Annotated in this window: 18 protein-coding genes and 1 pseudogene; 7 read left to right on the forward strand and 12 right to left on the reverse strand. The window is 67.9% G+C overall.

Going from position 1 to position 23,669, the window contains the following annotated elements:
* Positions 1–127: 127 nt before the first annotated feature.
* On the reverse strand, positions 128–919 hold the full coding sequence (locus tag ACVOMM_RS14730) for a hypothetical protein (RefSeq protein ID WP_065174820.1): 792 nt from the start codon (positions 917–919) through the stop codon (positions 128–130).
* 108 nt (positions 920–1,027) lie between these two features.
* On the opposite strand from ACVOMM_RS14730, the gene ACVOMM_RS14735 reads away from it, so the two are divergent.
* Positions 1,028–1,819, forward strand: a complete 792-nt coding sequence (locus ACVOMM_RS14735) for a hypothetical protein (RefSeq protein ID WP_481526444.1) — start codon at positions 1,028–1,030, stop codon at positions 1,817–1,819.
* 55 nt (positions 1,820–1,874) lie between these two features.
* Here the strand turns inward: ACVOMM_RS14735 and ACVOMM_RS14740 are convergent, their stop codons facing one another.
* Positions 1,875–4,001, reverse strand: a complete 2,127-nt coding sequence (locus ACVOMM_RS14740) for a methyl-accepting chemotaxis protein (RefSeq protein WP_481526445.1) — start codon at positions 3,999–4,001, stop codon at positions 1,875–1,877.
* Positions 4,002–4,235: 234 nt separating this feature from the next.
* Between ACVOMM_RS14740 and ACVOMM_RS14745 the strand changes: the two genes are divergently transcribed.
* Both ACVOMM_RS14745 and ACVOMM_RS14750 read left to right on the forward strand, forming a co-directional pair.
* Positions 4,236–5,195 carry a L,D-transpeptidase family protein gene (locus ACVOMM_RS14745; protein ID WP_346475982.1) on the forward strand — a complete coding sequence of 320 codons (960 nt, stop codon included), beginning with the start codon at positions 4,236–4,238 and terminating at the stop codon, positions 5,193–5,195.
* A gap of 4 nt (positions 5,196–5,199) precedes the next feature.
* Entirely contained in the window at positions 5,200–5,841 is a 642-nt protein-coding gene (locus ACVOMM_RS14750; RefSeq protein WP_164151601.1) for a M23 family metallopeptidase, read from the forward strand.
* 103 nt (positions 5,842–5,944) lie between these two features.
* On the opposite strand, the pseudogene ACVOMM_RS14755 reads toward ACVOMM_RS14750, so the two are convergent.
* The 6 genes and pseudogenes from ACVOMM_RS14755 to hflK all read right to left on the reverse strand — a co-directional run.
* Positions 5,945–6,210, reverse strand: a pseudogene (locus ACVOMM_RS14755) (hypothetical protein); the annotation flags it as partial.
* A 72-nt stretch (positions 6,211–6,282) separates the two neighbouring features.
* Complete coding sequence (locus tag ACVOMM_RS14760; RefSeq protein ID WP_065182644.1) at positions 6,283–6,639, reverse strand: hypothetical protein; 357 nt, start codon at positions 6,637–6,639, stop codon at positions 6,283–6,285.
* 160 nt (positions 6,640–6,799) lie between these two features.
* Positions 6,800–8,092, reverse strand: a complete 1,293-nt coding sequence (locus ACVOMM_RS14765; protein ID WP_053518619.1) for an adenylosuccinate synthase — start codon at positions 8,090–8,092, stop codon at positions 6,800–6,802.
* A 276-nt stretch (positions 8,093–8,368) separates the two neighbouring features.
* Entirely contained in the window at positions 8,369–8,554 is a 186-nt protein-coding gene (locus ACVOMM_RS14770) for a DUF2065 domain-containing protein (protein WP_481526446.1), read from the reverse strand.
* A 65-nt stretch (positions 8,555–8,619) separates the two neighbouring features.
* Positions 8,620–9,483, reverse strand: coding sequence for a protease modulator HflC (gene hflC, locus ACVOMM_RS14775; protein WP_065182643.1), 864 nt, complete (start codon positions 9,481–9,483; stop codon positions 8,620–8,622).
* Positions 9,480–10,613, reverse strand: a complete 1,134-nt coding sequence (gene hflK, locus ACVOMM_RS14780) for an FtsH protease activity modulator HflK (RefSeq protein WP_065182642.1) — start codon at positions 10,611–10,613, stop codon at positions 9,480–9,482. The genes hflC and hflK overlap by 4 nt, the downstream gene beginning before the upstream one ends.
* 151 nt (positions 10,614–10,764) lie before the next feature.
* Between hflK and ACVOMM_RS14785 the strand changes: the two genes are divergently transcribed.
* Complete coding sequence (locus ACVOMM_RS14785) at positions 10,765–11,760, forward strand: YhdH/YhfP family quinone oxidoreductase (RefSeq protein WP_053518628.1); 996 nt, start codon at positions 10,765–10,767, stop codon at positions 11,758–11,760.
* A gap of 88 nt (positions 11,761–11,848) precedes the next feature.
* Complete coding sequence (gene pilH / locus ACVOMM_RS14790; protein ID WP_053518630.1) at positions 11,849–12,220, forward strand: twitching motility response regulator PilH; 372 nt, start codon at positions 11,849–11,851, stop codon at positions 12,218–12,220.
* A gap of 118 nt (positions 12,221–12,338) precedes the next feature.
* Here pilH and ACVOMM_RS14795 read toward each other — a convergent pair whose 3' ends face one another.
* Positions 12,339–13,223, reverse strand: a complete 885-nt coding sequence (locus tag ACVOMM_RS14795) for a DnaJ C-terminal domain-containing protein (RefSeq protein WP_164151592.1) — start codon at positions 13,221–13,223, stop codon at positions 12,339–12,341.
* Positions 13,224–13,484: 261 nt separating this feature from the next.
* On the opposite strand from ACVOMM_RS14795, the gene ACVOMM_RS14800 reads away from it, so the two are divergent.
* Both ACVOMM_RS14800 and ACVOMM_RS14805 read left to right on the forward strand, forming a co-directional pair.
* Positions 13,485–13,967 (forward strand): redoxin family protein, encoded by a 483-nt coding sequence (locus ACVOMM_RS14800; protein ID WP_481526447.1) that lies wholly within the window; start codon positions 13,485–13,487, stop codon positions 13,965–13,967.
* A gap of 29 nt (positions 13,968–13,996) precedes the next feature.
* The gene (locus tag ACVOMM_RS14805) at positions 13,997–14,572 is read left to right on the forward strand and encodes a ferritin-like domain-containing protein (protein ID WP_197572018.1); all 576 of its coding nucleotides are present in this window, start codon (positions 13,997–13,999) and stop codon (positions 14,570–14,572) included.
* Between the two features lie 43 nt (positions 14,573–14,615).
* On the opposite strand, the gene pbpC is transcribed toward ACVOMM_RS14805, so the two are convergent.
* From pbpC to ACVOMM_RS14820, 3 genes are all read right to left on the reverse strand, one after another.
* Positions 14,616–16,997, reverse strand: a complete 2,382-nt coding sequence (gene pbpC, locus ACVOMM_RS14810) for a penicillin-binding protein 1C (RefSeq protein ID WP_481526448.1) — start codon at positions 16,995–16,997, stop codon at positions 14,616–14,618.
* A gap of 49 nt (positions 16,998–17,046) precedes the next feature.
* Positions 17,047–21,954, reverse strand: a complete 4,908-nt coding sequence (locus ACVOMM_RS14815) for an alpha-2-macroglobulin family protein (protein ID WP_481526449.1) — start codon at positions 21,952–21,954, stop codon at positions 17,047–17,049.
* A gap of 179 nt (positions 21,955–22,133) precedes the next feature.
* The gene (locus ACVOMM_RS14820; RefSeq protein ID WP_481526450.1) at positions 22,134–23,594 is read right to left on the reverse strand and encodes a bifunctional 2-methylcitrate dehydratase/aconitate hydratase; all 1,461 of its coding nucleotides are present in this window, start codon (positions 23,592–23,594) and stop codon (positions 22,134–22,136) included.
* Between the last annotated feature and the right edge of the window lie 75 nt (positions 23,595–23,669).

Here is a 23,669-nt window from a genome sequence, read left to right on the forward strand (position 1 = left end):
CCGGCGCGCCCCCGGGCGGGGGGTTTCCCCCCCCCCGCCCGCCCGGGGGCCACCCTCGGCGGGGGCCCCTCCCGGGGCCGGTGGCGCCCGGGGGCCACCATCACCCCGGGGGGCCCCCACGGCTCAGTCAATCGCCGGCCCGGCCCTTGGGCGCGGGTGCCGCCACGGCCACCGCCTGCAGCTTGCGGACCGCAGCGATCGGAATCGCTTCGGCCCGTCGCTGCTGCGGCCACCAGACGAACAGGAATGCGCTGCTGGAGCCCAGCAGGCGCGCGGTGCCAGGCAAGGGCGCCGCGTCGCCGTTCAACTGCAGGCGGATCACTTCCCCACGTCCCTCGTTGCGGATCTGCTGCCCCCGCACCTGCACGTAGTTGGCCGCGCCGATGGCCATGAAAGCGGCCACGGCCAGGGTCATCGCCGTCAGCGGCCGCAGACCTACGCCCTCCCAGCTGGTCAGTACCGAGCGCATGAGCACCGCCCGCCATGCCCAGTTGCGTGCGCGCAGTTGCTCGAGCTTGGCCGCATTGCGCATCCGCAGCGTTTCCGGCCAGCTCACCAGCAGCACCAGCAGCACGCCCGCAGCCAGCAGCAGTGCATACGCCGGGTCACGGATGCCGGCCACCAGGAAATCGCTGGGCTGCAGGTAATCCAGAATCGACAGCTCGAATCCCCGGTAAAACCAGAAGCTGCACCACAGCCCCAGCAGCGACACCAGCAGATAGGCAGTGGTGAACAGCAGTGCCGGCTCACGGCGCATGCGGGACAGCGCCTGCATCACCGCCGAGTCATCATCACCACGGGTCAGCGGCAGCATCGACCAGTCGGTCGCTGCTTCCGGCTCCGGTGGCGCCGCAGCCACCTCGATGCCCTGCACCCGCGGCACATCGCCATAGGTCCCTTCCGGTTCCCTGTTGTCCATGCCCGCTCCCCTTTTCAGCGAGCATCGCCGAAAAAGGTGGCGCGCGGTAGACCACCGGCCTGCGGCATACTCCACGGTGCCGCAGGGCGCAGAGGGGAGGAAAGGGCCATGAAACGATGGACTGGCATGTTGGGGCTGCTGGCGTGGCTCTGCGCCGCGTCACCGGCCGTTTCCGGCAATGCGCGGGCTCCCGCCGCGCCAGCGGACGATGTGGGTACCGCGCAGGCCGTCGCACAGGCTGAAGCGCGTGGCCGGCAGATGTTCGAGCACGACCTGGCGGCCGAGCGCGCAACCGACGCCCTGTTCGCACACGGTATGCGCGGCGACACCCGGGTAAGGGGCTGGATAACCGAACAGCGCGGCAGCCACTACGAAGTCAGCATGATCGGCGACGGCGCAGTGGTCCTGTATAGGGCCGCCACCGACGCGCAGGGAAGGATGACCGGCGCAACCGAGACTCTGGATGTTCCAGCGGCGCCAACGACCTACCAGGCCGGCGCTGCCGCCGCACGGGCACTGGCGTTGAACAGCGCCTTCGACGCCTGCGCGCAGACCTACAACAGCGTGGTTCTTCCGGCGCCCGGTACGGCCGCCGATGCGTGGACGGTCTACCTGCTGCCCGCCACCACCGATCCTGCCGTAGTTCCGCTGGGCGGCACGCATCGTCTCGACATCGCCCACGGTCGGATCGTCTCCCGCCGCGCCTTCACCCACAGCTGCATCCAGCTGAAGCGTGCGCCACCCGGTGCGGCGATGTTCATCACCCATCTGCAGGACCCGACACCGACCGAGATCCATGTGTTCTGGAGCCTGTGGGCCCGCTCGCCGATGTACGTCTCCACGGGTAAGGACGTGATCTGGAAGATCGAGGACGGCCGCATCCGCCGCATGCAGGACTGACCGGCCACCACGCGCGAACACGTGGCGGCCCGTGCCTTCAGGCGGCTGCCGACGGTCAGGCCGCGCGTGCTGCCACCGTGCGGACTGCACCGCTCTGCTCGATATGGAACACCGCGACCGACGCGGTCAGCGCATTGGCCTGCTCTTCCAGCGCACGGCTGGCGGCAGTGGCTTCTTCCACCAGTGCGGCATTCTGCTGGGTCACCTGATCCATCTGCACCACCACCTGATTGACCTGTTCGATGCCGGCCGCCTGTTCCTTGCTCGCCGCAGCGATGTCACTCATCAGTTGGTTGGTGCGTGCGCTGGCCTGTGCCAAGCGGGCAATGGCCGCTTCCGACTCGACCGTGACCGCCAGACCGCTCTGCACCTTGCCTGCCGCCTCTTCGATGAGTTCCTTGATCTCCTTGGCGGCGATGCCCGCACGCTGCGCCAGCGTGCGCACTTCACTGGCGACCACGGCAAAGCCGCGGCCCTGCTCACCCGCGCGGGCAGCTTCCACCGCAGCGTTCAAGGCCAGGATGTTGGTCTGGAAGGCGATGCCATCGATGACCGTGGAGATTTCCGAGATGCGCGCCGAGGACTGATCGATCTCTCCCATCACAGATGCCATCTGTGCCATTGCCTGTTCGGTGGCCCGCACCGCCGCGCCGGCAGCGTGTGCCTCGCTGTCGGCCTGGCGGGCCAGCTCGGCATTCTGGCGGACGGTCGAGGTCAGTTCTTCCATCGATGCCGCCGCTTCTTCCAGGTTGGCGGCCTGCTGTTCGGTACGGCGCGACAGGTCGCTGTTGCCGGCGGCGAGCTCCTGCGCGGCAGTGTTGATGCTGTCGGCAGCGTCCTGGATGCCGCGCACGATGCCGGTCAGCTGGGCCGTGGTGGTGTTGGCATCGTCGCGCATGCGGGCGAACACGCCGTCGTAGTGACCGTCCATGCGCGCAGTGAGGTCGCCCCCGGAGATCGCGCGCAGCACATCGGAGACGTCGGCGATGCTGGCCTGCGAACTGGCCATCATGCCGTTGAGCTGCTCGACCATCGCCCTGAACTGATACTGGAACGCACTGGCATCCCCACGCACGCTGAAATCTCCGGCGCGCGCCGCGCGGACCAGGTCGTCAATCTGGGTGTTGACTGCCAGCAGGCTCTGTTTCACTGCGGCCAGGGTGCGGGTCAGCGTACCCTTCTCGCCGGGATAGTCCGGAAGGTCGCGGCTGAGGTCGCCGATGGCATAGCGCTGCATGACCTCGGCCATCAGCAGTTCCACCTGCACGTGTGATTCCACCAGGCTGTTGGTGGCCTGCACCATGCGCCCGAAATCGCCCGGAAACGCGCTGGCGTCCATGCGGTAGCGGATCGCACCCGCCTCGTGCTGCTCGGCCATGTGCATCTGCGCCCCGATGGCGGCCTGCACGCTCTGCCGCACGCTGGCCATCGCCTCGCCCAGCCGGGTCAGCTCGTCACGGCCGCCGAGGCGGAATTCCTGGTCCAGCTGGCCCTTGGACAGGCGCTCGGCCAGGTTCACCGCGCGTGCCAGCGGACCGGTCAGGCTGCGACCGATCATCACCGAGGCGGCAATGCCGACCAGCAGGGCCACGCCTCCCAGCACCAGCAACTGCAGCAGACTGCGTTCACCCAGGCGGATCGCCTCGGCGGCGGCCTCGCGGCTTTCCTTCTCTTCGAAGTCGACTCCCTCGGACAATGCCTTGTTCCAGCCGTTGGCCGCGTCCTGCACCGGCCCCAGGGTCAGTGCCACGGCAGCGGGGTAGTCGCCCTGCTCCATCAGTTCGCTGGTCTGCTTGTTGAGCGGGCGCGCAAGGGCGCGCTTGGCCGCGATGGTTTCAGCGATGGCCTTGCCCTCGGCATCGCTCGGCAGTGCCTGATAGGCGGACCAATCCGCCTCGTAGCGCTTGACCAGGTCGGCAATGCGCTTCTCGTCGCTGCCGCGGTCTTCGCCCTGGCGGATCAGCATTTCGCGGCGCACTACCATCATCTGGTTGTTGGCATCGAGCATCTGCGACAGCAGGCGTACCTTGGCCACACTGACGTCGACTACCTGCTGCATCGCGCGCTTCTGCACGACACTGGCGGTGGCGCCGGTGGCCACCACGGCCGCGACCAGCAGCAGCAACAGGCCAAAGCCCAGCCCAAGACGCCAGGCAACCCTGACATTCCTCAAGTAATCCATGGGTACATCCAAAACGGGGGGATGCGCCCGTATCGGCCGCGCCACCGGCAATCTTGATCGGCAACAAGCACGGGCGTCGGCAGCCGTTCACCTTGGTGAGGCCCGCCCCGTACTTCTGCGACAAGGGCCTGAGCCACGCCGGGGCTGCCCTGCTCATGCCGGCATCAGGTTGCTTTCACGGAGGCTGCGCAGCCTCTGCGGGCAGGGTGGAGCTGCCATCTGCCGGAGATCTTCATGCCCGTGTACCGCCCCGCCCTGCTCGCCCTGTCCTTGCTGGTGTCGCCCGCCTTCGCGCAGGTACCGCCTCCGGCCCAGCTGCCGGAGCCCATTGCCGAGAAGGCCGGACCCGATACAGCAGCCCGCTCGCCGCTGCACGCCCAAGTGTTGCTGGATCGCGCCAATTTCTCCCCGGGCGAGATCGACGGTGAAGTCGGCAGCAACCAGCATCGGGCCGTGGCCGGCTTCCAGGCGGCACACGGCCTGACGGTGAGCGGAGAGCTGGACGACAGCACCTGGGAGGCTCTCCAGGCCGAGACGATCGCGCCGCTGGCCAGCTACACGCTGACGGCCGAGGATGTTGCCGGTCCGTTCCAGTCCATTCCCAAGAAACCCGCCGCACAGGCAAAGCTGAAGTCGCTGGGTTACAGCAGCGTCGAGGAAGCGCTCGGTGAACGCTTCCACGCGTCCCCTGCCCTTCTGAAGTTGCTCAACCCCGGCGTCGATCTGGCCAAGGCCGGCAGCCGTATCCAGGTGCCCAACATCGCCCCCGCGGCATTGCCGAAGGCGGCGAAGATCGTGGTCGACAAGTCCGATTCCACTCTTCAGTTGCTGGATGCGCAGGGCAAGGTGATCGCACAGGTGCCGGTTTCGTCCGGCAGCCAGCACGATCCGCTGCCGATCGGTGAATGGAAGATTCTCGGCGTCCATCGCGACCCGCCGTTCCACTACAACCCCAAGCTGTTCTGGGATGCGCGCAAAGGCGAGAAGAAGGCCATGCTGCCGCCCGGTCCGAACAATCCCGTCGGCCGGGTCTGGATCGATCTGTCCAAACCCCACTATGGTCTGCACGGAACGCCGGTACCCGGGCATGTCGGCAAGACCGAATCGCATGGCTGCGTGCGCATGACCAACTGGGATGCACTGCGCGTGGCCGATGCGGTGGATACCTCTGTCCCCGTGGTTATGCAGGAGTGAGCCGATGCGACTTTCGCAGTTGATCGTGCTGGGCGTGCTGGTGGGTGTGGGAATGGGCTGGTGGCTGCGCCGCGATGCGGGTGAGCCAGTAGCGGTTGCCCGGCCTGCAGCACCACCTGCGGTGGCTGCGGCGCCGGAGGTTGCGGCTGCGACGCCGCGTGTGGGCGCTGCGGCTCCCACGGCGGTGCCGCCGTCCAGCGCCACCGATGCGCCAAGCGGCCTGCTGCTGCCGGTGCAGGGCGTACTGCCTTCGCAGCTGCGCGATACCTTCACCGATGCCCGCAGCGAAGGGCGCGTGCATGATGCAATCGACATCATGGCCGACGCAGGAACACCGGTGTTGGCAGTGGCCGATGGGACTGTGGAAAAGCTGTTCGACAGCAAGCGTGGGGGGCTGACGATCTACCAGTTCGAGCCGAGCGGGCACTGGTGCTACTACTACGCCCACCTGCAACGCTATGCCGATGGCCTGGCCGAAAAGCAGGTGATCAAGCGTGGCGAGGTGATTGGCTACGTAGGCAGCACCGGCAACGCCAGCGCCGAGGCCCCGCACCTGCATTTCGAAGTGCACGTGCTGGGGCCGGAGAAGCAGTGGTGGAAGGGGGAATCGATCAATCCGTACCCGCTGTTGCAGGCGGGAGGGTAGCGCGTGTGCCGCGTGGCAGAGCCAGTCGCAGTGATGCCCGATTTGGGCACGATCCCAGCCGTATTGGGTATCTGACAAGTACCCCGCCGGGCATGGCCCGGCGCTACCGGCGTCGCCACCGCCGCAGCGCGATGCTGGCGGTCGCCAGCCCGCCACCGGCAATCAGTAACAGCAGTGCCAGGGGCTGCCAGAAGAAGAACGGCCACAGACCTCCAGCACGGTCAGCCACAGCCAGGAACGCCCGCGCGGACGTGCGTCGCCACGCCCATAGCCGAAGTACGAGGCGGCAATTCCAGCGGACTCAACCGATTCCAGCGCGCGGGTGATGCCGGAGCCCGGCACGCCCGAACGCGCGCCAGCGCGGAAGTCAGTCTGAAGCGCGTGAACCCACCCGATACCTCGCCAGATGGCGAGGCCAGGCATCGCACATGCGGAAGGGGGTCAGGCCGGCCTGACTTCTCTGCAGACCGGCTCGGCAAGTTCGCGGCAGGCGAAGAACAGCCCTTCCACCCCACCTTCGTCCAGGTGCCTGCGCGGCGTCGCCATGGTGGCGCAACGGTTGGCCGCATGCAGCATCTCCACCGCGGTGAGGATGCCCACGGCCGCACGGTCGATCCGCGCCAAGGACTGACGTCGTCCGTCGGACAGGTTCTCCTCCGGCCACAACATGCCATCGGAGCCCTCGCCATCACGGATGCGGGTGAGGCATCCCTGGAACGTGCTGAGATCGTCGGCGGGATTGGCGTCGTCGTTGATGGGCTCAACAACATGGAACGGCGGGGTCTTGCGAGCGGTCATGGTGTCGGCTTCCGTGGCTGCACTTGACAGCGCCACCGCCGACAGATGAAACCGGCCCAAACTGAAGCGCCGCGACCCCACAGGGAGTCGCGGCGCTCTTTTTTCAATTGAACAGCGTTACCACCACGCCGGACCGGGCCCGGCGTGGCCTGGCGGACACTCAGGCGAACGGATCCTGCAGGACCATGGTGTGGTCGCGATCGGGGCCGGTCGAGACGATGCTGATCGGGCAGCCCGCCAGCTCCTCCAGCGAACGCAGGTAGGCGCGCGCGGCCGGCGGCAGGTCATCCCACTGGGTGATGCCGTGGGTGTTCTCGCTCCAGCCCGGGAACTCCAGGTACACCGGGGTGCACTCTTCCCAGCCCTGCGCGTCCAGCGGCGCGTACTCGGTACGCTTGCCGCGGTATTCGTAGGCGATGCAGACCTTCAGCTTCTCCATGCCGTCCAGCACGTCCAGCTTGGTGATGCACAGGCCGCTGATGCCGTTGATGGCCACGGCGCGCTTGAGCGCGACGATATCCATCCAGCCGCAGCGACGCGGACGGCCGGTCGAGGCGCCGTACTCGGCACCGCGGTCGCGGATGCCCTGGCCGATCTCATCGTCCAGTTCGGTCGGGAACGGACCGCCGCCGACGCGGGTGGCGTAGGCCTTGGCGATGCCCAGCACGTAGTCGATCGCATCGGCACCCACGCCGGCGCCGGCCAGTGCGCCGCCGACGGTGGTGTTGGAGCTGGTGACGTACGGATAGGTGCCGTGGTCGATGTCCAGCAGCGCGCCCTGCGCACCTTCGAACAGCACGCGCTTACCCTGCTTGCGCAGGTCGTGCAGGATGCCGGCAACGTCGGACTTCATCGGCTCGACGTACTCGCCGAAGGCCAGTGCCTCGTCGTAGGTCTTCTGGAAGTCGATCGCGTCGGTGTTGAGGTACTTGGTCAGCACGAAGTTGTGGTAATCCAGCGCGGTGCGCAGGAGTTCTTCCAGCTGCTTGGGGTAATGCAGGTCGGCGATGCGGATGCCGCGACGTGCCACCTTGTCTTCGTAGGCCGGGCCGATGCCACGCCCGGTGGTGCCGATCGCCTTGCCGCCGGCAGCGCGTTCGCGCGCCTGGTCCAGGGCGATGTGGTAAGGCATGATCAGCGGCGCGGCTGGGGAGATCTTCAGGCGCGAACGCACTTCCACGCCGGAGGTTTCCAGCTCGGCGATTTCCTTCTGCAGCGCGGCCGGCGAGATCACCACGCCGTTGCCGATCAGGCACAGTGCGTCGTCGCGCAGGATGCCGGACGGGATCAGGTGCAGGACGGTCTTCTTGCCGTTGATGACCAGCGTGTGGCCAGCATTGTGGCCGCCCTGGAAGCGCACGACCGCGCCGATTTCCTCAGTGAGCAGATCGACGATCTTGCCCTTGCCTTCATCGCCCCACTGGGCACCCAACACTACGACAGACTGACCCATGACGGGCTCCTCGATTTGTTGCGGCCATCGGGGCCGCGGACGGGTAAACCGTGGCGGGGGTGGCCAGCGCGGTCATGGCGGCTCCAAACGGGGAGCGGCCGGCGATGGATGGCCCAGACACGGAAAAAGCCGAACGGGGGAGGCCCGTCCGGCTTTTGTGCATTATCCGGGTTTCCGGGGTCGGGTGCCACCTTTCCGACGGACGGCTTCACCCAGCGGTCAGGGGCCCGAAACGGGGTCAGATCCCTTTCCTGCGGAAAGGAATATGACCCGCTGCTAATGCCGTGCCCACCACAGCAGGCTCAGGCCGGCCAGCAGGATCAGGCCGCCAAAGCTGCGCAGGGCCGGTCCAGGCAGGTCCAGCAGGCGCTCGGCCATGCGCTTCCAGGCCAGCGGGGCCGCGAACAGGAACAGGCCTTCCAGCATCGCGACCAGGCACACGGCCGCGAACAGGTCTTTCATCGGGAACTCCAGAAATGGCACGGGGCCCGGCATCTGGCCGGGCCCCGTGGGTAGTGCGTGCGACCTCAGCGATCGCTCTTGAGGTACTGCAGGAACGGGTCGTTCTTGTCGAGCACGATCACGCCGTTGCCGTCGGTCATGGAGCCACGGTAGGCCTCCAGGCTGCGGTAGAAGGCGTAGAACGCCGGATCGGCAGAACCGGCCTTGCCATAGATGCGCGCGGCATCGGCATCACCTTCACCGCGCAGGCGCTGGGCATCACGCTCGGCTTCGGCGATCAGCACGGTGCTGTCGCGGTCGGCCTGGGCGCGGATCGTCAGCGACTGTTCCTCGCCTTCGGCGCGCAGCTTGGCGGCCTCCTGCTTGCGCTGGGCGCGCATGCGCTCATACACGTCGTTGATGACCTGGCTGTCGGTCGGCAGATCGACCTGCTTGATGCGCAGATCGATGATCTGCATGCCCAGCCCCGCCACCGCCTCGTTGATGTTCTTGCGTTGCTCGTTGATCAGCTCGGTGCGGTCGCCGGACACCAGCTGCTGCAGGGTGCGCGAGTTGATCTGGTTGCGCAGCGAGTCGGTGATGATCGGTGCCAGGCGGGCATTGGCGATGCGCGGATCGCCGCCGGTGGCGCGGAAGTAGTCACCCACGTTGGAGATGCGGCCGATCGCGAAGAAGTCGACGCTGACGTCCTTCTGCTCGGCGGTGAAGTAACGCGCAGGGGCGGTATCAAGCACCTGGAAGCGGCGGTCGAAGACCTTCACCGTTTCCACGATCGGCAGCTTGAAGTGCAGGCCCGGCTTGATGTCCGAGCGCACTACCTTGCCCAGGTTCAGGACCATGGCGGTCTGGTCCTCGCGGACCACGTACACCGAGCCCAGCAGGCCCAGCACCACCGCCACGATCACGGCGATCCAGATTGGACTCTTCATCGGCTGCCCTCCTCACGGCCGCTCGGTCGCCCGGTCGGGCGGCCCGTGGGCCGGCCCGGGTCACGGGAAGGTTCCGCTGCCGTGGTACCCGGCAACGAAGGCATCACCACGTCCGGATTCGGCACGCCGGCGGCCGACGTCGCAGGACGGGTATCGCCGGTCATCGGCACGTAGATCAGCTGGCGGCCATCGCCACCGATCACCTTGCGGTTCTCGCTCAGCACCTGCTGCACCGTTTCCAGCCACAGGCGCTTGCGGGTCACGTCCGGCGCATCCTTGTACTGGGCCTGCAGCAGGCTGAATCGCTGCGCATCACCCTCGGCCTTGGACACGACGGCCTGCTTGTAGCCTTCGGCGGTGGTACGGGCGCGCGAGGCCTGGCCTCGTGCTTCCGGCACGACCTTGGCGGCGTAGGCCTGGGCTTCGTTGATCAGGCGTTCCTTGACCTGCTGCGCACCGTTGACCTCGTCGAAGGCCGGCTTCACTTCCTCCGGCGGACGGGCGTCCTGCAGGGTCAGGCCAGTGACGGTCAGGCCGGTCTTGAACGCGCGCAGCAGCGCCTGCAGGCGCTCCTCGGCAGCCGCGGCCAGCGGGCCACGGTTGTTCAGCACGGCGTTCAGATCGGCACGGCCGACTTCCTCGCGCACGGCACTCTGGGCCGACTGTTCCAGCACCTGGTTGGCATCGACCGTGCCGAACAGGTACTGCTGCGGATCATCGATGCGGTACTGCACGTTCAACGACACGTTGACGATGTTCTCGTCGCGGGTCAGCACCGGAACCTGGATCGAGAAGGTCTTGATCTCGGTCGCGTTGACCTTGGTGACCGACTCGATCGGCCACGGCAGCTTGAAGTTCGGTCCGGGCTGCAGGATGCGCGAGAACTGGCCGAAGCGCAGCACCACGCCACGCTGCTGCTCGCCGATCAGCTGGAAGCTGGAGAACAGCACCAGCAGCACCAGGGCTGCCACCACCCAGCGGACGATGCCGCCATCGAACAGATCCTTCAACGGCCCGGGCAGCCCGCCCCAGCCACCACCATTGCCACCGCCGCGCGACCCGAACGGCCCGCGTCGATTGTCCTCGGGGCCTTGTCCGCCCTTGTTGCCGCCGGGTGTATTCCAGGCCATGCACGCTCCATCAAGATATGGGCTGCGGCGCGGGCCCTTCCCGCGGCGCCAGCCGTGAACCATCACCGATCATACAAGATGGGGCGGATCGGCAGGATCGAAAGGGGGCGAACGGGGTAAGGTGGCGTTTTCCTCGAAGTCAGGCACGCCGATGGTCCCCACCACCCCGTTCACCGCCTTCCGCATCGAGAGCGACGACGCCGGCTACCGCAGCGGCCTGACCCGGCTGGGGGTCGACGACCTCAACCCCGGGCAGGTGCTGATCCGCGCCCGGTGGTCCTCGGTCAATTACAAGGACGCCCTGGCCGGCACCGGCAAGGGCCGGATCCTGCGCCGCTTCCCGCTGGTGGGCGGCATCGATGTGGCCGGCACGGTCGTGGCCTCCACCGACCCGGCCTGGCGCGAGGGCGACGCCGTGCTGGCCACCGGCTGCGGCCTGAGCGAAACCCGCGACGGCGGCTACAGCCAGTACGTGCGGCTGGAGTCGAGTGCGGTGATCGCGCAGCCGCCCGGGCTCAGCCCGCGCGAGGCGATGGTGCTGGGCACGGCCGGTTTCACCGCCGCGTTGGCGCTGCTGCGCCTGCAGGACAATCGGCAGACCCCGGATCTGGGCCCGCTGGCGGTGACCGGCGCCAGCGGTGGCGTGGGTGCCCTGGCGCTGTCGATCTTCAGCCGCGCCGGCTATACCGTGCACGCCGTCAGCGGCAAGCCGGAGCAGGCCCGCTTCCTGCGCGACATCGGCGCCAGCGAGGTTCTGCCACGCGAGGCGTTGGCCGATACCGGCCCGTTGCAGACCGGGCGCTTCGGCGGGGGCCTGGACAATGCCGGCGGCGACATGCTTGCCAGCCTGCTGGCGCAGACCGTGCCCTACGGCAGCGTGGTCAGCGCAGGCCTCGCCGCCAGCCCGAAGCTGGACATGACGGTGATGCCCTTCATCCTGCGTGGCGTATCGCTGCTGGGCGTTTCTTCGGCCAACGCGCCACGCGCCCTGCGCGAAACCGTCTGGGCGCGCTTGGGCGACGACTGGAAGCCGCAGCATCTGCAGCAGATCTGTACGGCGGAAGTCGGCCTGGAGGCGCTGCCGGAGGTGTTCGAGCGCATGCTGGCCGGCGGCTCGCTGGGACGCACGGTGGTACGGATCGACTGAACGTTGCAGGCAGGCGACGGACGGCAGGCGCCGCCCTCCCGCCGGTAATCCGCCCGCACTACACTGCGGGCATTACCTGGGGAACAACATGGCACGCATTCTGATCGTCGACGACTCACCGTCGCAGCTGTTGGGGATACAGCGCATCGTCGAGAAGCTCGGGCACCAGATCCTGACCGCCACCGATGGTGCCGCCGGGGTGGAGGCCGCCCGTGCCGAGCTGCCCGATCTGGTGCTGATGGACGTGGTCATGCCCAACCTCAACGGTTTCCAGGCGACCCGCACCCTCGCCCGCGACGAGGCGACCCGGCACATCCCGGTGATCCTGGTGACCACCAAGGACCAGGACACCGACCGCATGTGGGGCATGCGCCAGGGCGCCAAGGCCTACATCACCAAACCGTTCTCGGAAGATGAGCTGTCCGAGGTGCTGGAGCGGGTGTTCGCCGGGCAGGGCTGAAGCCGCAGCATGCGCGGGTAGGGGGGGGGGGGGGGGGGGGCGTGGGGTCGGGCGCCGGGGGGGGCCCCCCCCCCGCGGCTACCCCTGGGTTGATTCACCGAGGGCGCTGCACAGGACGTCAGATTGATTCGCCGAAGGCCTTGGCCAGGTTGCGGTATGCCTTCTTCTGCGCTTCGTCGGTGGCGGCCGGGGCAATGATCTCCAGCTCGACGATCTGATCGCCATCGGGATTGCCCGGCAGGCCGCGGCCGCGCAGGCGAAGCTTGCGACCGGCTTCGGAATCGGCCGGAATCTTCAGCTCCACCGCGCCGCCCAGCGTGGGCACGCTGATGCTGGTGCCCAGCGCCGCCTGCCAGGGCGTGACCTGCAGCGAATACAGGATGTTGCGGCCATCGACCTCGAACTGCGGGTGTGCGGCGTACTCCACCTCCAGCAGCAGGTTGCCACCGTGGTTGCCCTGCCCCGCCAGACGGATCACCTGGCCGGGACGGATGCCCTTGGGCACGCGCACATCCAGCTGCCTGCCGTTGACGGTGATGCGCAGGCTGTCGCCGTTGTAGGCGGCCTCCAGCGGCACGGACAGCTTGGCGCGGGTATCGCGGTTGGGTGCATGCCCCTGGCTGCTGAATCCCGCGCCCGGTCCCTGGCCACCGCGCTGGCGGGCGAACAGGCTCTCGAAGAAGTCGCTGAAGCCGCCATTGGGGCCACCACCGCCGAACACTTCCTCGAAATTGAAGCCACCACCACCGTAGTTCGGCGGCACATTGAATTCCTCGCCCGGCCGGTAGCCCTGCGCGCGCAGCTGGTCATAGGCCGCGCGCTTTTCCGGATCGCGCAGCGCCTCATAGGCTTCATTGACCGCCTTGAACCTGTCTTCGGCCCCGGCCTCCTTGCTGACGTCCGGGTGGTACTTGCGTGCCAGCCGGCGGTATGCGGTCTTGATCTCCGCATCACCCGCACTCGGTTCCACCCCCAGGGTGGCGTAGTAATCCTTGAATTCCATCCAGCTACCTCGATTCGCTTCGGCCGCGCCGGTGGCGCCGCCCCGGGTTCATTCTACGCGCCGGCGATGCTACGCCGCCCCTCGTGCGGCCCCGGTGAGGCCGACTGATCCTGCGCAATGCGCCTGCCATCGGCCTGCGCCACGCTGTGGCTGGAACCCTGGCGCGTGCCCCCTGAAGATGGGGCCTGCACGCGGGGTTTCCAATGTCTTGACGCCCCTGTCCCATCCCGTCCACTAGCCTGCCCCAGCAAGGAGTCCATCATGACCATCCATGTCGGCGACCGCATTCCGGAAGTGACCCTCAAGCGCATCCGCGAGGGCATCGAGACGCTCGATACGCACTCGCTGTTCGACGCCCGCAAAGTGGTGCTGTTCGCCGTGCCCGGCGCCTTCACCCCCACTTGCTCCGCCCGCCACCTGCCCGGCTTCGTCGAGAAGTTCGAGGCGTTCCGCCAGCGCGGCATCGAGGTCTACTGCATGGCGGTCAACGATCCGTTCGTGATGAAGGCCTGGGCCGCTGACCAGCACGTACCCGAGGGCCTGCTGATGCTGTCCGACGGCAATGCCGAACTGACCCGCGCGCTGGGCCTGGAACTGGATGCCAGTGCTTCGGGCATGGGCGTCCGCTCGCGCCGGTTTGCCCTGTACGTGGACGACGGCGTCGTCCGCGCGGCCTGGATCGAGCAGCCCGGGCAGTTCGAAGTGTCCTCGGCCGAGTACGTGCTGGAGCACCTGCCCACCTGATCTTCCACCGCAAGAGGAAACGGCCAGCCATGTCCAATACGCCAGCCAACGCCACCACGTCTGCCCACCCGCTTCCCGGCATCAGCGACCGCAAGGTCCTGCGCGAACGCGCGCGGCGCAATATTGAAGATGGCGCGATCACCGAAAGCTACAGTGCCGACCGCAAGGCCGTGATCAAACTGCTCAACGACGCCCTCGCCACCGAGTATGTCTGTGTGCTGCGCTACTACCGGCATTACTTCACCGCCAAGGGGATGCTGGCCGATGCGGTCAAGGCCGAGTTCCTTGAGCACGCGCAGCAGGAACAAGCGCATGCTGGCAAGCTGGCCGAACGCATCGTCCAGCTCGGCGGCGAGCCGGACCTCAATCCGGACACGCTGAGCGCGCGTTCGCATGCCGAGTACAAGGAGGGCAGCGACCTGCGTGACATGGTCCGCGAGAATCTGGTCGCCGAACGCATTGCCATCGACAGCTACCGCGAGATGATCGACTTCATCGGTGATCGCGACACGACCACCAAGCGCATCCTCGAGGAGATCCTGGCGCAGGAAGAAGAGCACGCCGATGAGTTCGCCGACCTGCTGGACGGGTGGATCGGGGAATAGCGCTGCGCGTATCGGATACCGCGTGCCGGCCGTGAGCCGGCACCTACCGGAGGACGTTGAAACGCACCTGCGTCCACGCGCCATCGGCAGCCAGCGCGGTCAGCGTATGGGTACCCGGTTCGGCGAACTCGCGCTGCATCAGCTGAGATCCCCGGGTCTGTGCGATCCAGCGGCCATCCAGCAGCCAGTCCACTGCCTGCTCGCTGCCCAGCGCGCGCAGCTGCAGGCGCACGCCGTGTTCGGCATTGGGCGCGCGCGCCAGCGTGGCCCCGTCATTCAGACCGTCCACGTGCAGCGCCACGCTGGCCTCACGGCCATCGTCGCGGCAGTCCGGTGACAGCGCCGGCAGCTGCGACAGCTCCCGGGTCGCCTTCGGCAGCCACGGCGACAGCAGCGCCGGCCAACGGGCGATTTCGCGCGCCACCTCCTCATGGGGCAGACGACAATCGGCCGAGACGCGCAGACCGGTGCGTGCATCTGCCAGGTAGCGCTGACGGCCCGGTTGCCAACGCCGGGCTTCGCGCTCGGGGAACGTGAGCGGTACGGCGCCGTCGAGCAGGTACGCCGGCATCCGCCGCTGGCACACGGCCGGCGGCAATCCTTCGGCGCGTTCACCGGTCGGCCAGCAGATGTCGCCCTGGCTGACGCTGGCCGGCATCGGTGCCGCCGCCGAATCGCCACGCTGGCGCGGCAGACTGTCGACCACCTCGAACATCAGCGGCAGCGCGGTGACCGCGCCGTACTGGCCCGGCAGGGGCGTGCCGTCGGGCCGCCCCACCCATACGCCCACGGTGTAATGCCGCGTGCTGCCGATGGCCCAGGCATCGCGGTAGCCGTAACTGGTCCCGGTCTTCCAGGCAACGCGGGGGCGCCCTCCCACATCGAAGGTGCCCACGCCATACCCCGGACGCGGGTTCGACTCCAGCATCTCGCGTACGATCCAGCTCGCCCCCGGCGACGCCAACCGCCGCTCGATCATCGGCTCGTCATCGGTGTAGCGCACGCGGCCGGCGATACCGTTGCGGTTCAGTGCGGCGAATGCCCCGACCAGATCTTCCAGCCTCGCGCCGGTGCCACCAAGTATCAGCGAGAGATTGGGGGGGCTGCCCGCGGGAAAACGCAGCTGGATGCCGGCGTGTGACAGGCGCGCGGCAAAGCGCGCGGCGCCGACCCGCTGCAGCAGGTCCACCGAGGGTACGTTGAGCGACAGACGCAACGCACTGGAGGCGCCGATCGGGCCATTGAACGCCATGTCGAAGTTGCCCGGACGGTAGCTGCCGAAGCTCTGCGGCGCGTCCACCAGCAGGCTCTCCGAGTGGATCAGGCCGTCATCCAGCGCCATCGCGTACAGGAACGGCTTGAGGGTCGAACCCGGCGAGCGCCAGGCCTGCACCATGTCGACGTGGCCCAGGCGCTGGCGGTCGCCGAAGGACAGCGTTCCCACGTAGGCGCGCGCCTGCAGGGTCTGGTTGTCGACCACCAGCAATGCCGCCGACGTCCGCTCCGGCAGGCTCGAGAAATAGCTGGCCACGCGCTCTTCCAGTGTACGCTGCAGGCCGATGTCGATGCTGCTCCGGATGCGCGCCTGGCCGGGGTGTGCCGCATGCAGCCGCTGCGCCAGCAATGCCGCATGCAGCGGCGGTCGCAGCGACCGCGCCACCACGTTCTCGATGCGTGCATCCTCCACCTCATCCGGTGTCCACGCCCCCCGTTCGGCCATGCGTGCCAGCACCTTGTCACGTGCCTTCTCGGCCGCTTCCGGATGGCGGTCCGGGCGCAGGCGGCTGGGTGCCTGTGGCAGCACCGCCAGCAACGCGGCCTCGGCATGTGACAGCTGCGCGGCCGGCTTGCCCAGGTAGGCCCAGCTGGCAGCCTCCACGCCCTCGATGGTGCCGCCGTAGGGCGCACGCTCCAGATACAGGGCCAGGATCTCCCGCTTGGAAAGATGCATTTCCAGCTGCAGGGCCCGCAGCACCTGCTTGAGCTTGCCCCACGGGGTACGCGAATGCGGGTCGAGGATGCGTGCCACCTGCATGGTCAGGGTCGAGCCACCGGAAACGATGCGGCCGCCGCGCAGCAGCTGGCCGCTGGCACGCAGGATCGCCAGCGGGTTGATGCCCGGATGGCGCCAGAACCAGCGGTCCTCGTAGGTCAACAACGCCTGCAGGTACAACGGCGAGACGCTGTCGATCGAGGCCGGATAGCGCCACACGCCCTCGGCATCGGCGAACGCACGCAGTGGCGTGCCGTCGGCAGCCACCACCAGGGTGCTGGTGTCGCGCTGCTTCGGCAGTGGCGGCGGGAAAACGACGTCCAGTACCAGCAGCAGCGTCAGCAGACCCGCCGTTCCCCAGCGCAGCCACGGCCACAGCGGCCGCAGCCGGCGGCACAGGTCCGCCCGCCGGGTCGTCATCGCGTTCTTCATTGCAGGTTGCCAGCAGGACGGGCCGCGCCGTCGCGGCCCGTCCGCGCGGTCACGGCTGCACCACCGTGATCGTGGTCGGGTTGCTGCGGCCGACGCCACGCAGCTGCGGCCGGTACATGTCTTCCACCAGCGGCGGCGGCACCGAGTAGGTGCCCGGGGTCACCGCACGCACCAGGTAGAACACATTGGCCTTTCCGCCGCGCGAGAGCTTGAGCGCTGCCACGTAGCGGTCGTCGCGGAACTCCTCATGCTTGGTATCGGCCGCGTCACCGCGGTCGCTGATGGTGATGCCATCGACGACCACGTCCGCCCACTGCTTCGCATCGCCCAGGTTGAAGTTCTCGATCTCCAGGCCGGCCGGCAGCAGGTCGGTCAGCAGCGCATCCGGCATGGTGGTGTCGGCACTGACGGTGACCCGCACGATCAGCGCTTCGCCTTCCTTCAGCGGGCGCGGCGACCACGGCTTGCCGTCGGTACCGAAGTAGCTGCGCTCGACACCGATCACACTGTTGTCCGGCGCGGGCGCACTGCGCGGGATGCCCGCCACATCGATGCTGGCGAACATCGGGGGCTGGCCCTGCGGAGTGAAGCGCACTCCGCTGGCCAGTTCGCTGGCGCTGAAGGTGCGGCCGAACAGCTTGCGCTCGCTGATCGATTCACTGTTGCCACCGATCACCAGCTCGCCGGCCACCAGTGCCTTCTGGTTGGCCGCCAGCGCCTTGCCGAGGCGGGCAATGGCGACCTGCTCCTGCGTGCTCAGCCACATCCAGCCGGCGTTGCGGCGCGCATCCAGGCCGCGGCCGAGATCAACCGCACGCGCATCCCATGCCGGCTTCGCCAGCTTGTTCTCGTGGGTCAGCGCGATCATCAGCGCATCATCACGGATCGCGCTGCCGTAGTCGCCGAAATACGACGGGCGCTCGCTGCTGGACTTGGCGAAGGCAGCTTCCAACGCGGCCTGGCCACGCTTGGCGTCGCCCTGCAGCGACAGCGCCACGCCCAGGTGGACCAGCGACAGGCCGCCAACCGCCTTGCTGCGCTCGTTGTCGTACAGCGTGCGCAGCGTACCCAGCGGCGCACGGTTGACCCGGGCCAGCACGTAGCCGGAATACGCCTGGTTGGCGAACTTCAGTTTCTCGCGCTCGTCCTGCCCGTAGAACGGGTTGCCGCCGGACAGCAGATCCTCGCTGAGACGGTTCAGTGCCTTCTGCAGCACGTTGTCCGGTACGGCGAAGCCGGCATCCCGGGCATCAAGCAGGAACTCGGCGATGTACGGGGTCAGCCACGGGTTCACATAACCATCGTCGCCCCACATCGAGAAGTTGCCGTTGGCCACCTGCATCGACGCCAGGCGGCCGAACGCGCCCTCCATGCGTTCGCGGCGGGTCTTGGCATCCAGGCCGTCTGCGCCGAGCATCGACGACGTGGCCTGATCCAGGATCAGCGCAGCGTAGCCCTTGCTGGTGGTCTGCTCGGCGCAGCCATACGGGTAATTCAGCGCGCCCTGCAGAGCACTGGCAAACGGAATCGGGGGCAGCGGGCTGACCAGCAGGCGCGCATTGACCGACTCGGACATCAGGCCATCGGCCAGACCGCTGTCGAGGCTGACCGCCGCCAGCGGGTCGAGCGTGCGTACCTGCGAGCGCAGCACCTGCGGCCATGCCGCACGCACCGGCAGGTCGTAGCGGCGGTCGGCCTTGAAGCCATTGCCCTCCACACGCACCCGCACCTTGGCCACGCTGTGGCCTTCGCGTGCCGACAGCGGGAAGCTCAGCGTGGTCTTCGCATCGGCGTTGAGCTGCACGCTGCGGCTGCCCTCGCCCAGGGCCAGCGGTCCCTCGCTGTCCACGCGCACGTTGAACTGGCCGGGCTTGCCGGTGAAGTTCCGCACGTCCAGCGTCACGGTGCTGCGGTCGCCCGGGGCGAGCACGCGCGGCATGCTGGCCTCGGCCAGGATCGGTGCGCGCACCACCGTTTCCACGTCGCGCTTGCCGTACTGGTCATCGCTGTACACCAGCGCCGACACGCGCAGCGTGCCGTTGAAGTCCGGCACCTTGAGGCGGATGCGGGCATTGCCCTTGGCATCAAGCTGTACCGGGCCGGAGAACAGATCCACGGTCTGCACGCGCGCGGTCGGCCGCTTGGCCTGAGGCAGGGACTGCAGCGCCATGTCACCGCCGAACTTCAGCTTGCCGGCGCCGCCGTCGAAGCTCTCGATCACCCGGCTGTAGATGTCATAGGCATCGATGCCGAGGCGGCGCTGGGCGAAGAAGTGCGCGCCGGCATCGGGCACGGGGAAACGGGTGATGTTGAGGATGCCCACATCCACCGCCGACACGGTGACGTGCGCGGCCTTGCCGGCCAGCTGCGGTGCGCTGACCGTCACCGGCAGATCCTGTTCCGGGCGCATCTGCTTCGGCGCCACCAGGCCGACGGCCACGGTGCGGCCCCTGCGGTCCATCGGTACGTGCACCACGCCGACAGCGCGCGCCGGGGTGATCTTGCTCGGCGCACTGCCGCCCCGGAACACCAGCGCGGTGATGTAGACATCGTGGCGCTCCCAGTCAGCGGTGACCGGGATGTTGAAGGTGGCACCGGGTTTGGCGTCGATGTCCTGCACGTACAGCATGCGATCGGTCTCGACCATCAGGATGCCCTTGCCGGCATGCGGCGGCGTCACCGTCACCTGCAGCGTATCGCCCGCCTTGTAGCCGGTCTTGTCCAGGCCCAGCTTGACCTTGTCCGGACGCGCATCGAGACCGCGATTGTCATCGCCCCAGCTCCAGCCGGCACGGAACGGATAGCGACTGGTCAGGCCGGTGCCCGGATCGAACACGTCCACCCGGTACTCGCCCCACTCGACCGGGACATCGAACGCCACCGCGCTGCTGCCGGCATCGACCGTGCGGGTTTCCTTGTTCTCGAACCGACGGGTGAAATCGTAATCCCAACGGTTGTCGTTGAAGGTCCAGTGATAGTCACGCAGCTCGCGCACCAGGGTGATCTTCAGGCCCTTGGCCGGCTGCGGCCGGCCGGCCGCGTCCACGCGCACCAGTTCGAAGCGTGCGTTGCTGTTGGAGTCGGCACCATCGTCGGGGTTGAACAGCGGACGCACGCCGACCAGTGCATTGGCCGGCCACATCACCCGCTTCAGGGTGCGGGTCACGGTCCGCCCACCGGTCTCGTACAGGCTGCCGGACAGCACCACCGCGATCGGCGCCTTGGCCTTGGCTGCTTCTTCCGGAAGCGTCACGTCCTCGCGCAGCTGGCCGTTGGCCGGCAGCGTCGTGTCGATCACGTCCTTGGCCTCGCGCGGCAGCTGCAGGGTCGGGTCGCCGAAGAAGTAGCCCGGCAATCCCTCGACCGGCTGCTGTTCGGCTGCCACGGCCAGGCGCGCGGTGAAGCGGTTGCCGTCAGCCGGCGCGCCGTACAGATACGCGCCATCGGCCTGCAGACGAAGATCTTCGCCCGGCTTGAGCGTCTTCTGCGGGCTGTCCAGGTCCAGCTTCATCCGTTCGGGCAGGAACTCTTCGATGCGCAGGGTCATGCCCTGGATCGCTTCCTTGCTGGCCGGATCGGTACGGAACTCCACCTGCCAGCGTCCTGTCGGCGCCTCGGCCGGGATGACCTGCTCGAAGGCGATGTAGCCCTGCTCGCCCGGCTGCAGGCGGGTCTCGCGGAAGGTCTTGCCGTCGGGCTGCTTCAGGCGGAGGAACACCGGCTGCGACTTGACCGGCTTGCCATCATTGTCGCGCAGCAGCGCGGACAGGCGCACGGTCTCGCCCGGCCGATAGAGGTCGCGGCCGGACCATGCGTAGACATCGAACCAGGCATTGTCACGGCCGGCAACGGCAAACTCGCTCAGGTCCAGGGCCGGCTGGTTGAAGGGCAGGAAGCTGGTGTCGCGACCACTGCTGGCCACCAGCACGTGGGTGGCGTCGAGCGTGTAGTTCAGCAGCGCATTGCCGTTGCCATCGGTACTGCCCTTGAGCACCACCTCGCCTTTGCCGTCGAGCACGCGCAGCTCGACGTTCTTCAGCGGTGCTCCGTCCTTCAGTCCGGCGGTGTGGACGAACAGCTTGTCCTTGTAGGCGCGCGTGTGCAGGCCGATGTCGCTGACCGAGAAGAACGCGGTGTCGAACTCGCCCTCGTAATCGCCCGTGCGCTTGAGCAGTGCGAAGTACAGGCCCGGCTCCTGCAGCTCCTTGATGTCCTGGGTTGGCAGGTAGGTCAGCACCCGCTCGTTCTGCTTGCCGCCGAGGATGAAGCGGTTGACGTAGACCGGCTCGGCCAACGCATTGATCGGGCTGCGCTCGTAGTCGCTGCTCAGTTCCCAGCTGCCACGACGGCCGCCGCGCTGGTACTGGCTGAAGAAGGTCGGCAGATCCTTCTCGCGCACGCGCAGGAACTCGACGTCGACCTCGGGAACATTCACGGAGACAACGGGCAGGCCGCGGCTGTCCTTGGCCGGCAGCACGCTGCCCTGCGAGGCGAAGCCGGCCACCGGCTTCAATTCGCCACTGAACACCTTCTGCTTCAGCTCCTTGCCCAGCCGGCTGCCATCGGCGGCCAGCAGGTCCGGCGATACCACCAGGCTGAACTCCTTGCCGGCTTCGACGAACGGATAGCGCAGGGTCAGTCCGTCATCGGACAGGGTCCAGCTGCTGTCGTCGGTGCCGACCTTCTCCTCGAAGCGCACCAGCGTGTCGAAATCCTGCGTGCCGACCAGCGGGCGCGAGAACTCCAGCGCCAGCGACAGGCCGTCATTCTTCTGGTCCGGGTAGGCGCGCAACAGGGTGAAATCCTTCACCTGCTCGGCCTGGGTGGCAATGGCCTCGCCACTGGCCTTAGGCAGCTGCCCGCTGTCGTTGCGGCAACCGGCCAGACCCAGCAACAGGCCTCCTGCCAGTACCGCCGCCGCCCATCCCCACCGCTTGCGCCGTGCCGGACCGCTCATGTCGTCACTCCTTGATCGAGGCGGCCATTATAGGCGCGCCGCGTCAAGGTGTTGGCGCGGATCCGGCAGGAACACATCGGAACGGTAGCGCCGGGCCATGCCCGGCGGTCCCGGTAGCGGCCGACCTTGGTTGGCGTTGGGCCCGTGCCAACCAAGGTTGGCACCTACCAAGGCGCGCCCTACCCCGGCCGGTACAGATCCACGTAGTCGGTCACCGGCATGGCCGCCAGCGCCACCGGGTCCAGCGAGGCCGCCAGGATGCGCTGCTGCTGGGTGGTGGGGAACCGATGGGCCAGATGCCGCCGGAACTTGTCCATCAACAGGGGCATGCCCTCGTCGCGTCGCCGGGCGTGGCCGAGCGGGTACTCGACCAGGACCTCCGGCAGTTCGCTGCCGTCGTTGAAGCGGACGGTCAGGCCGTTGGCGATGCTGCGCTTGTCCGGGTCCAGGTAATCCGCGCTGAGCTGCGGGTCTTCGTGGCAGGTCATTCGCGCGCGCAGCGCATCGATGCGGGGGTCAGCAGCAACATCGTCCTCGTAGTCCTCAGCCACCAGCCGCCCATGCAGCAGCGCGATGGCGACCATGTACTGCACGCAGTGGTCGCGGTCGGCCGGATTGTGCAGCGGGCCGCGCTTGTCGATGATGCGGATGCAGGCCTCCTGCGTGCGGATGGCGATATGCGCGATGTCATCGACGCTGCGCCCGCCTGCCCGCAGCTGCGCGTGCAGCGCGACCGCGGCCTCCACCGCGGTCTGGCCGTGGAACTCGGCGGGAAAACTGATCTTGAACAGCACGTTCTCCATCACGTAGCTGCCCAGCGGCCGCCCCAGCGTCACCGCCTGACCATGCATGGAGACCGCTTCGAAGCCCCAGGTGGGAGCGCTCAACACGCTGGGATACCCCATCTCGCCGCTGGCCGCCATCAGCGCCAGGCGCACGCCGCGACTGGTGGCATCGCCGGCGGCCCAGCTCTTGCGCGAACCGGTGTTGGGCGCATGCCGGTAGGTCCGCAGCGCCTGGCCATCGACCCAGGCCAGCGACAGCGCATTGAGCATGCGCTCGCGATCCAGCCCAAGCAGGCGGGCGACCACGGCGGTGGTGGCGACCTTCACCAGCACCACGTGGTCCAGCCCGACCCGGTTGAAGGAATTCTCCAGAGCCAGCACGCCCTGGATCTCGTGCGCCTTGATCATCGCCACCAGCACGTCGTGCACGGTCGGCGGTGGACGACGCAGGGCCGCGGCATTGCGCCCCAGCCAATCGCAGACGGCCAGGATGCCGCCGAGATTATCCGACGGATGACCCCACTCGGCGGCCAGCCAAGTGTCGTTGAAGTCGAGCCAGCGCACCATCGCGCCGATATTGAACGCCGCCTGCACCGGATCCAGCACGTAGTGCGTTCCCGGCACGCGCGCGCCGTTGGTCACGCTGATGCCCGGCACCAGGGGCCCGAGCAGCTTGCTGCAGGCCGGGAAGGACAGCGCTTCCAGGCCGCAACCGAGGGTATCCAGCAGGCAGTAATGCGCGGTCTGGAATGCCAGTGGCGAGTCGATGCGCACGTCGCGCACGTAATCGACGATGTCCACCAGCAGCGCATCCCACGCGGCACGTTCGTTGGACGGGGTGTGGCTGTCGGACATCGTCTGTTCTCCGCTAACGCCGGACCACGCCCGGCGGTTCATGGGCGGGCCCTGCCGCGCTCGCCGGGCATGGCC

It is taken from the genome of Stenotrophomonas sp. STEN009 (genome assembly GCF_056760395.1).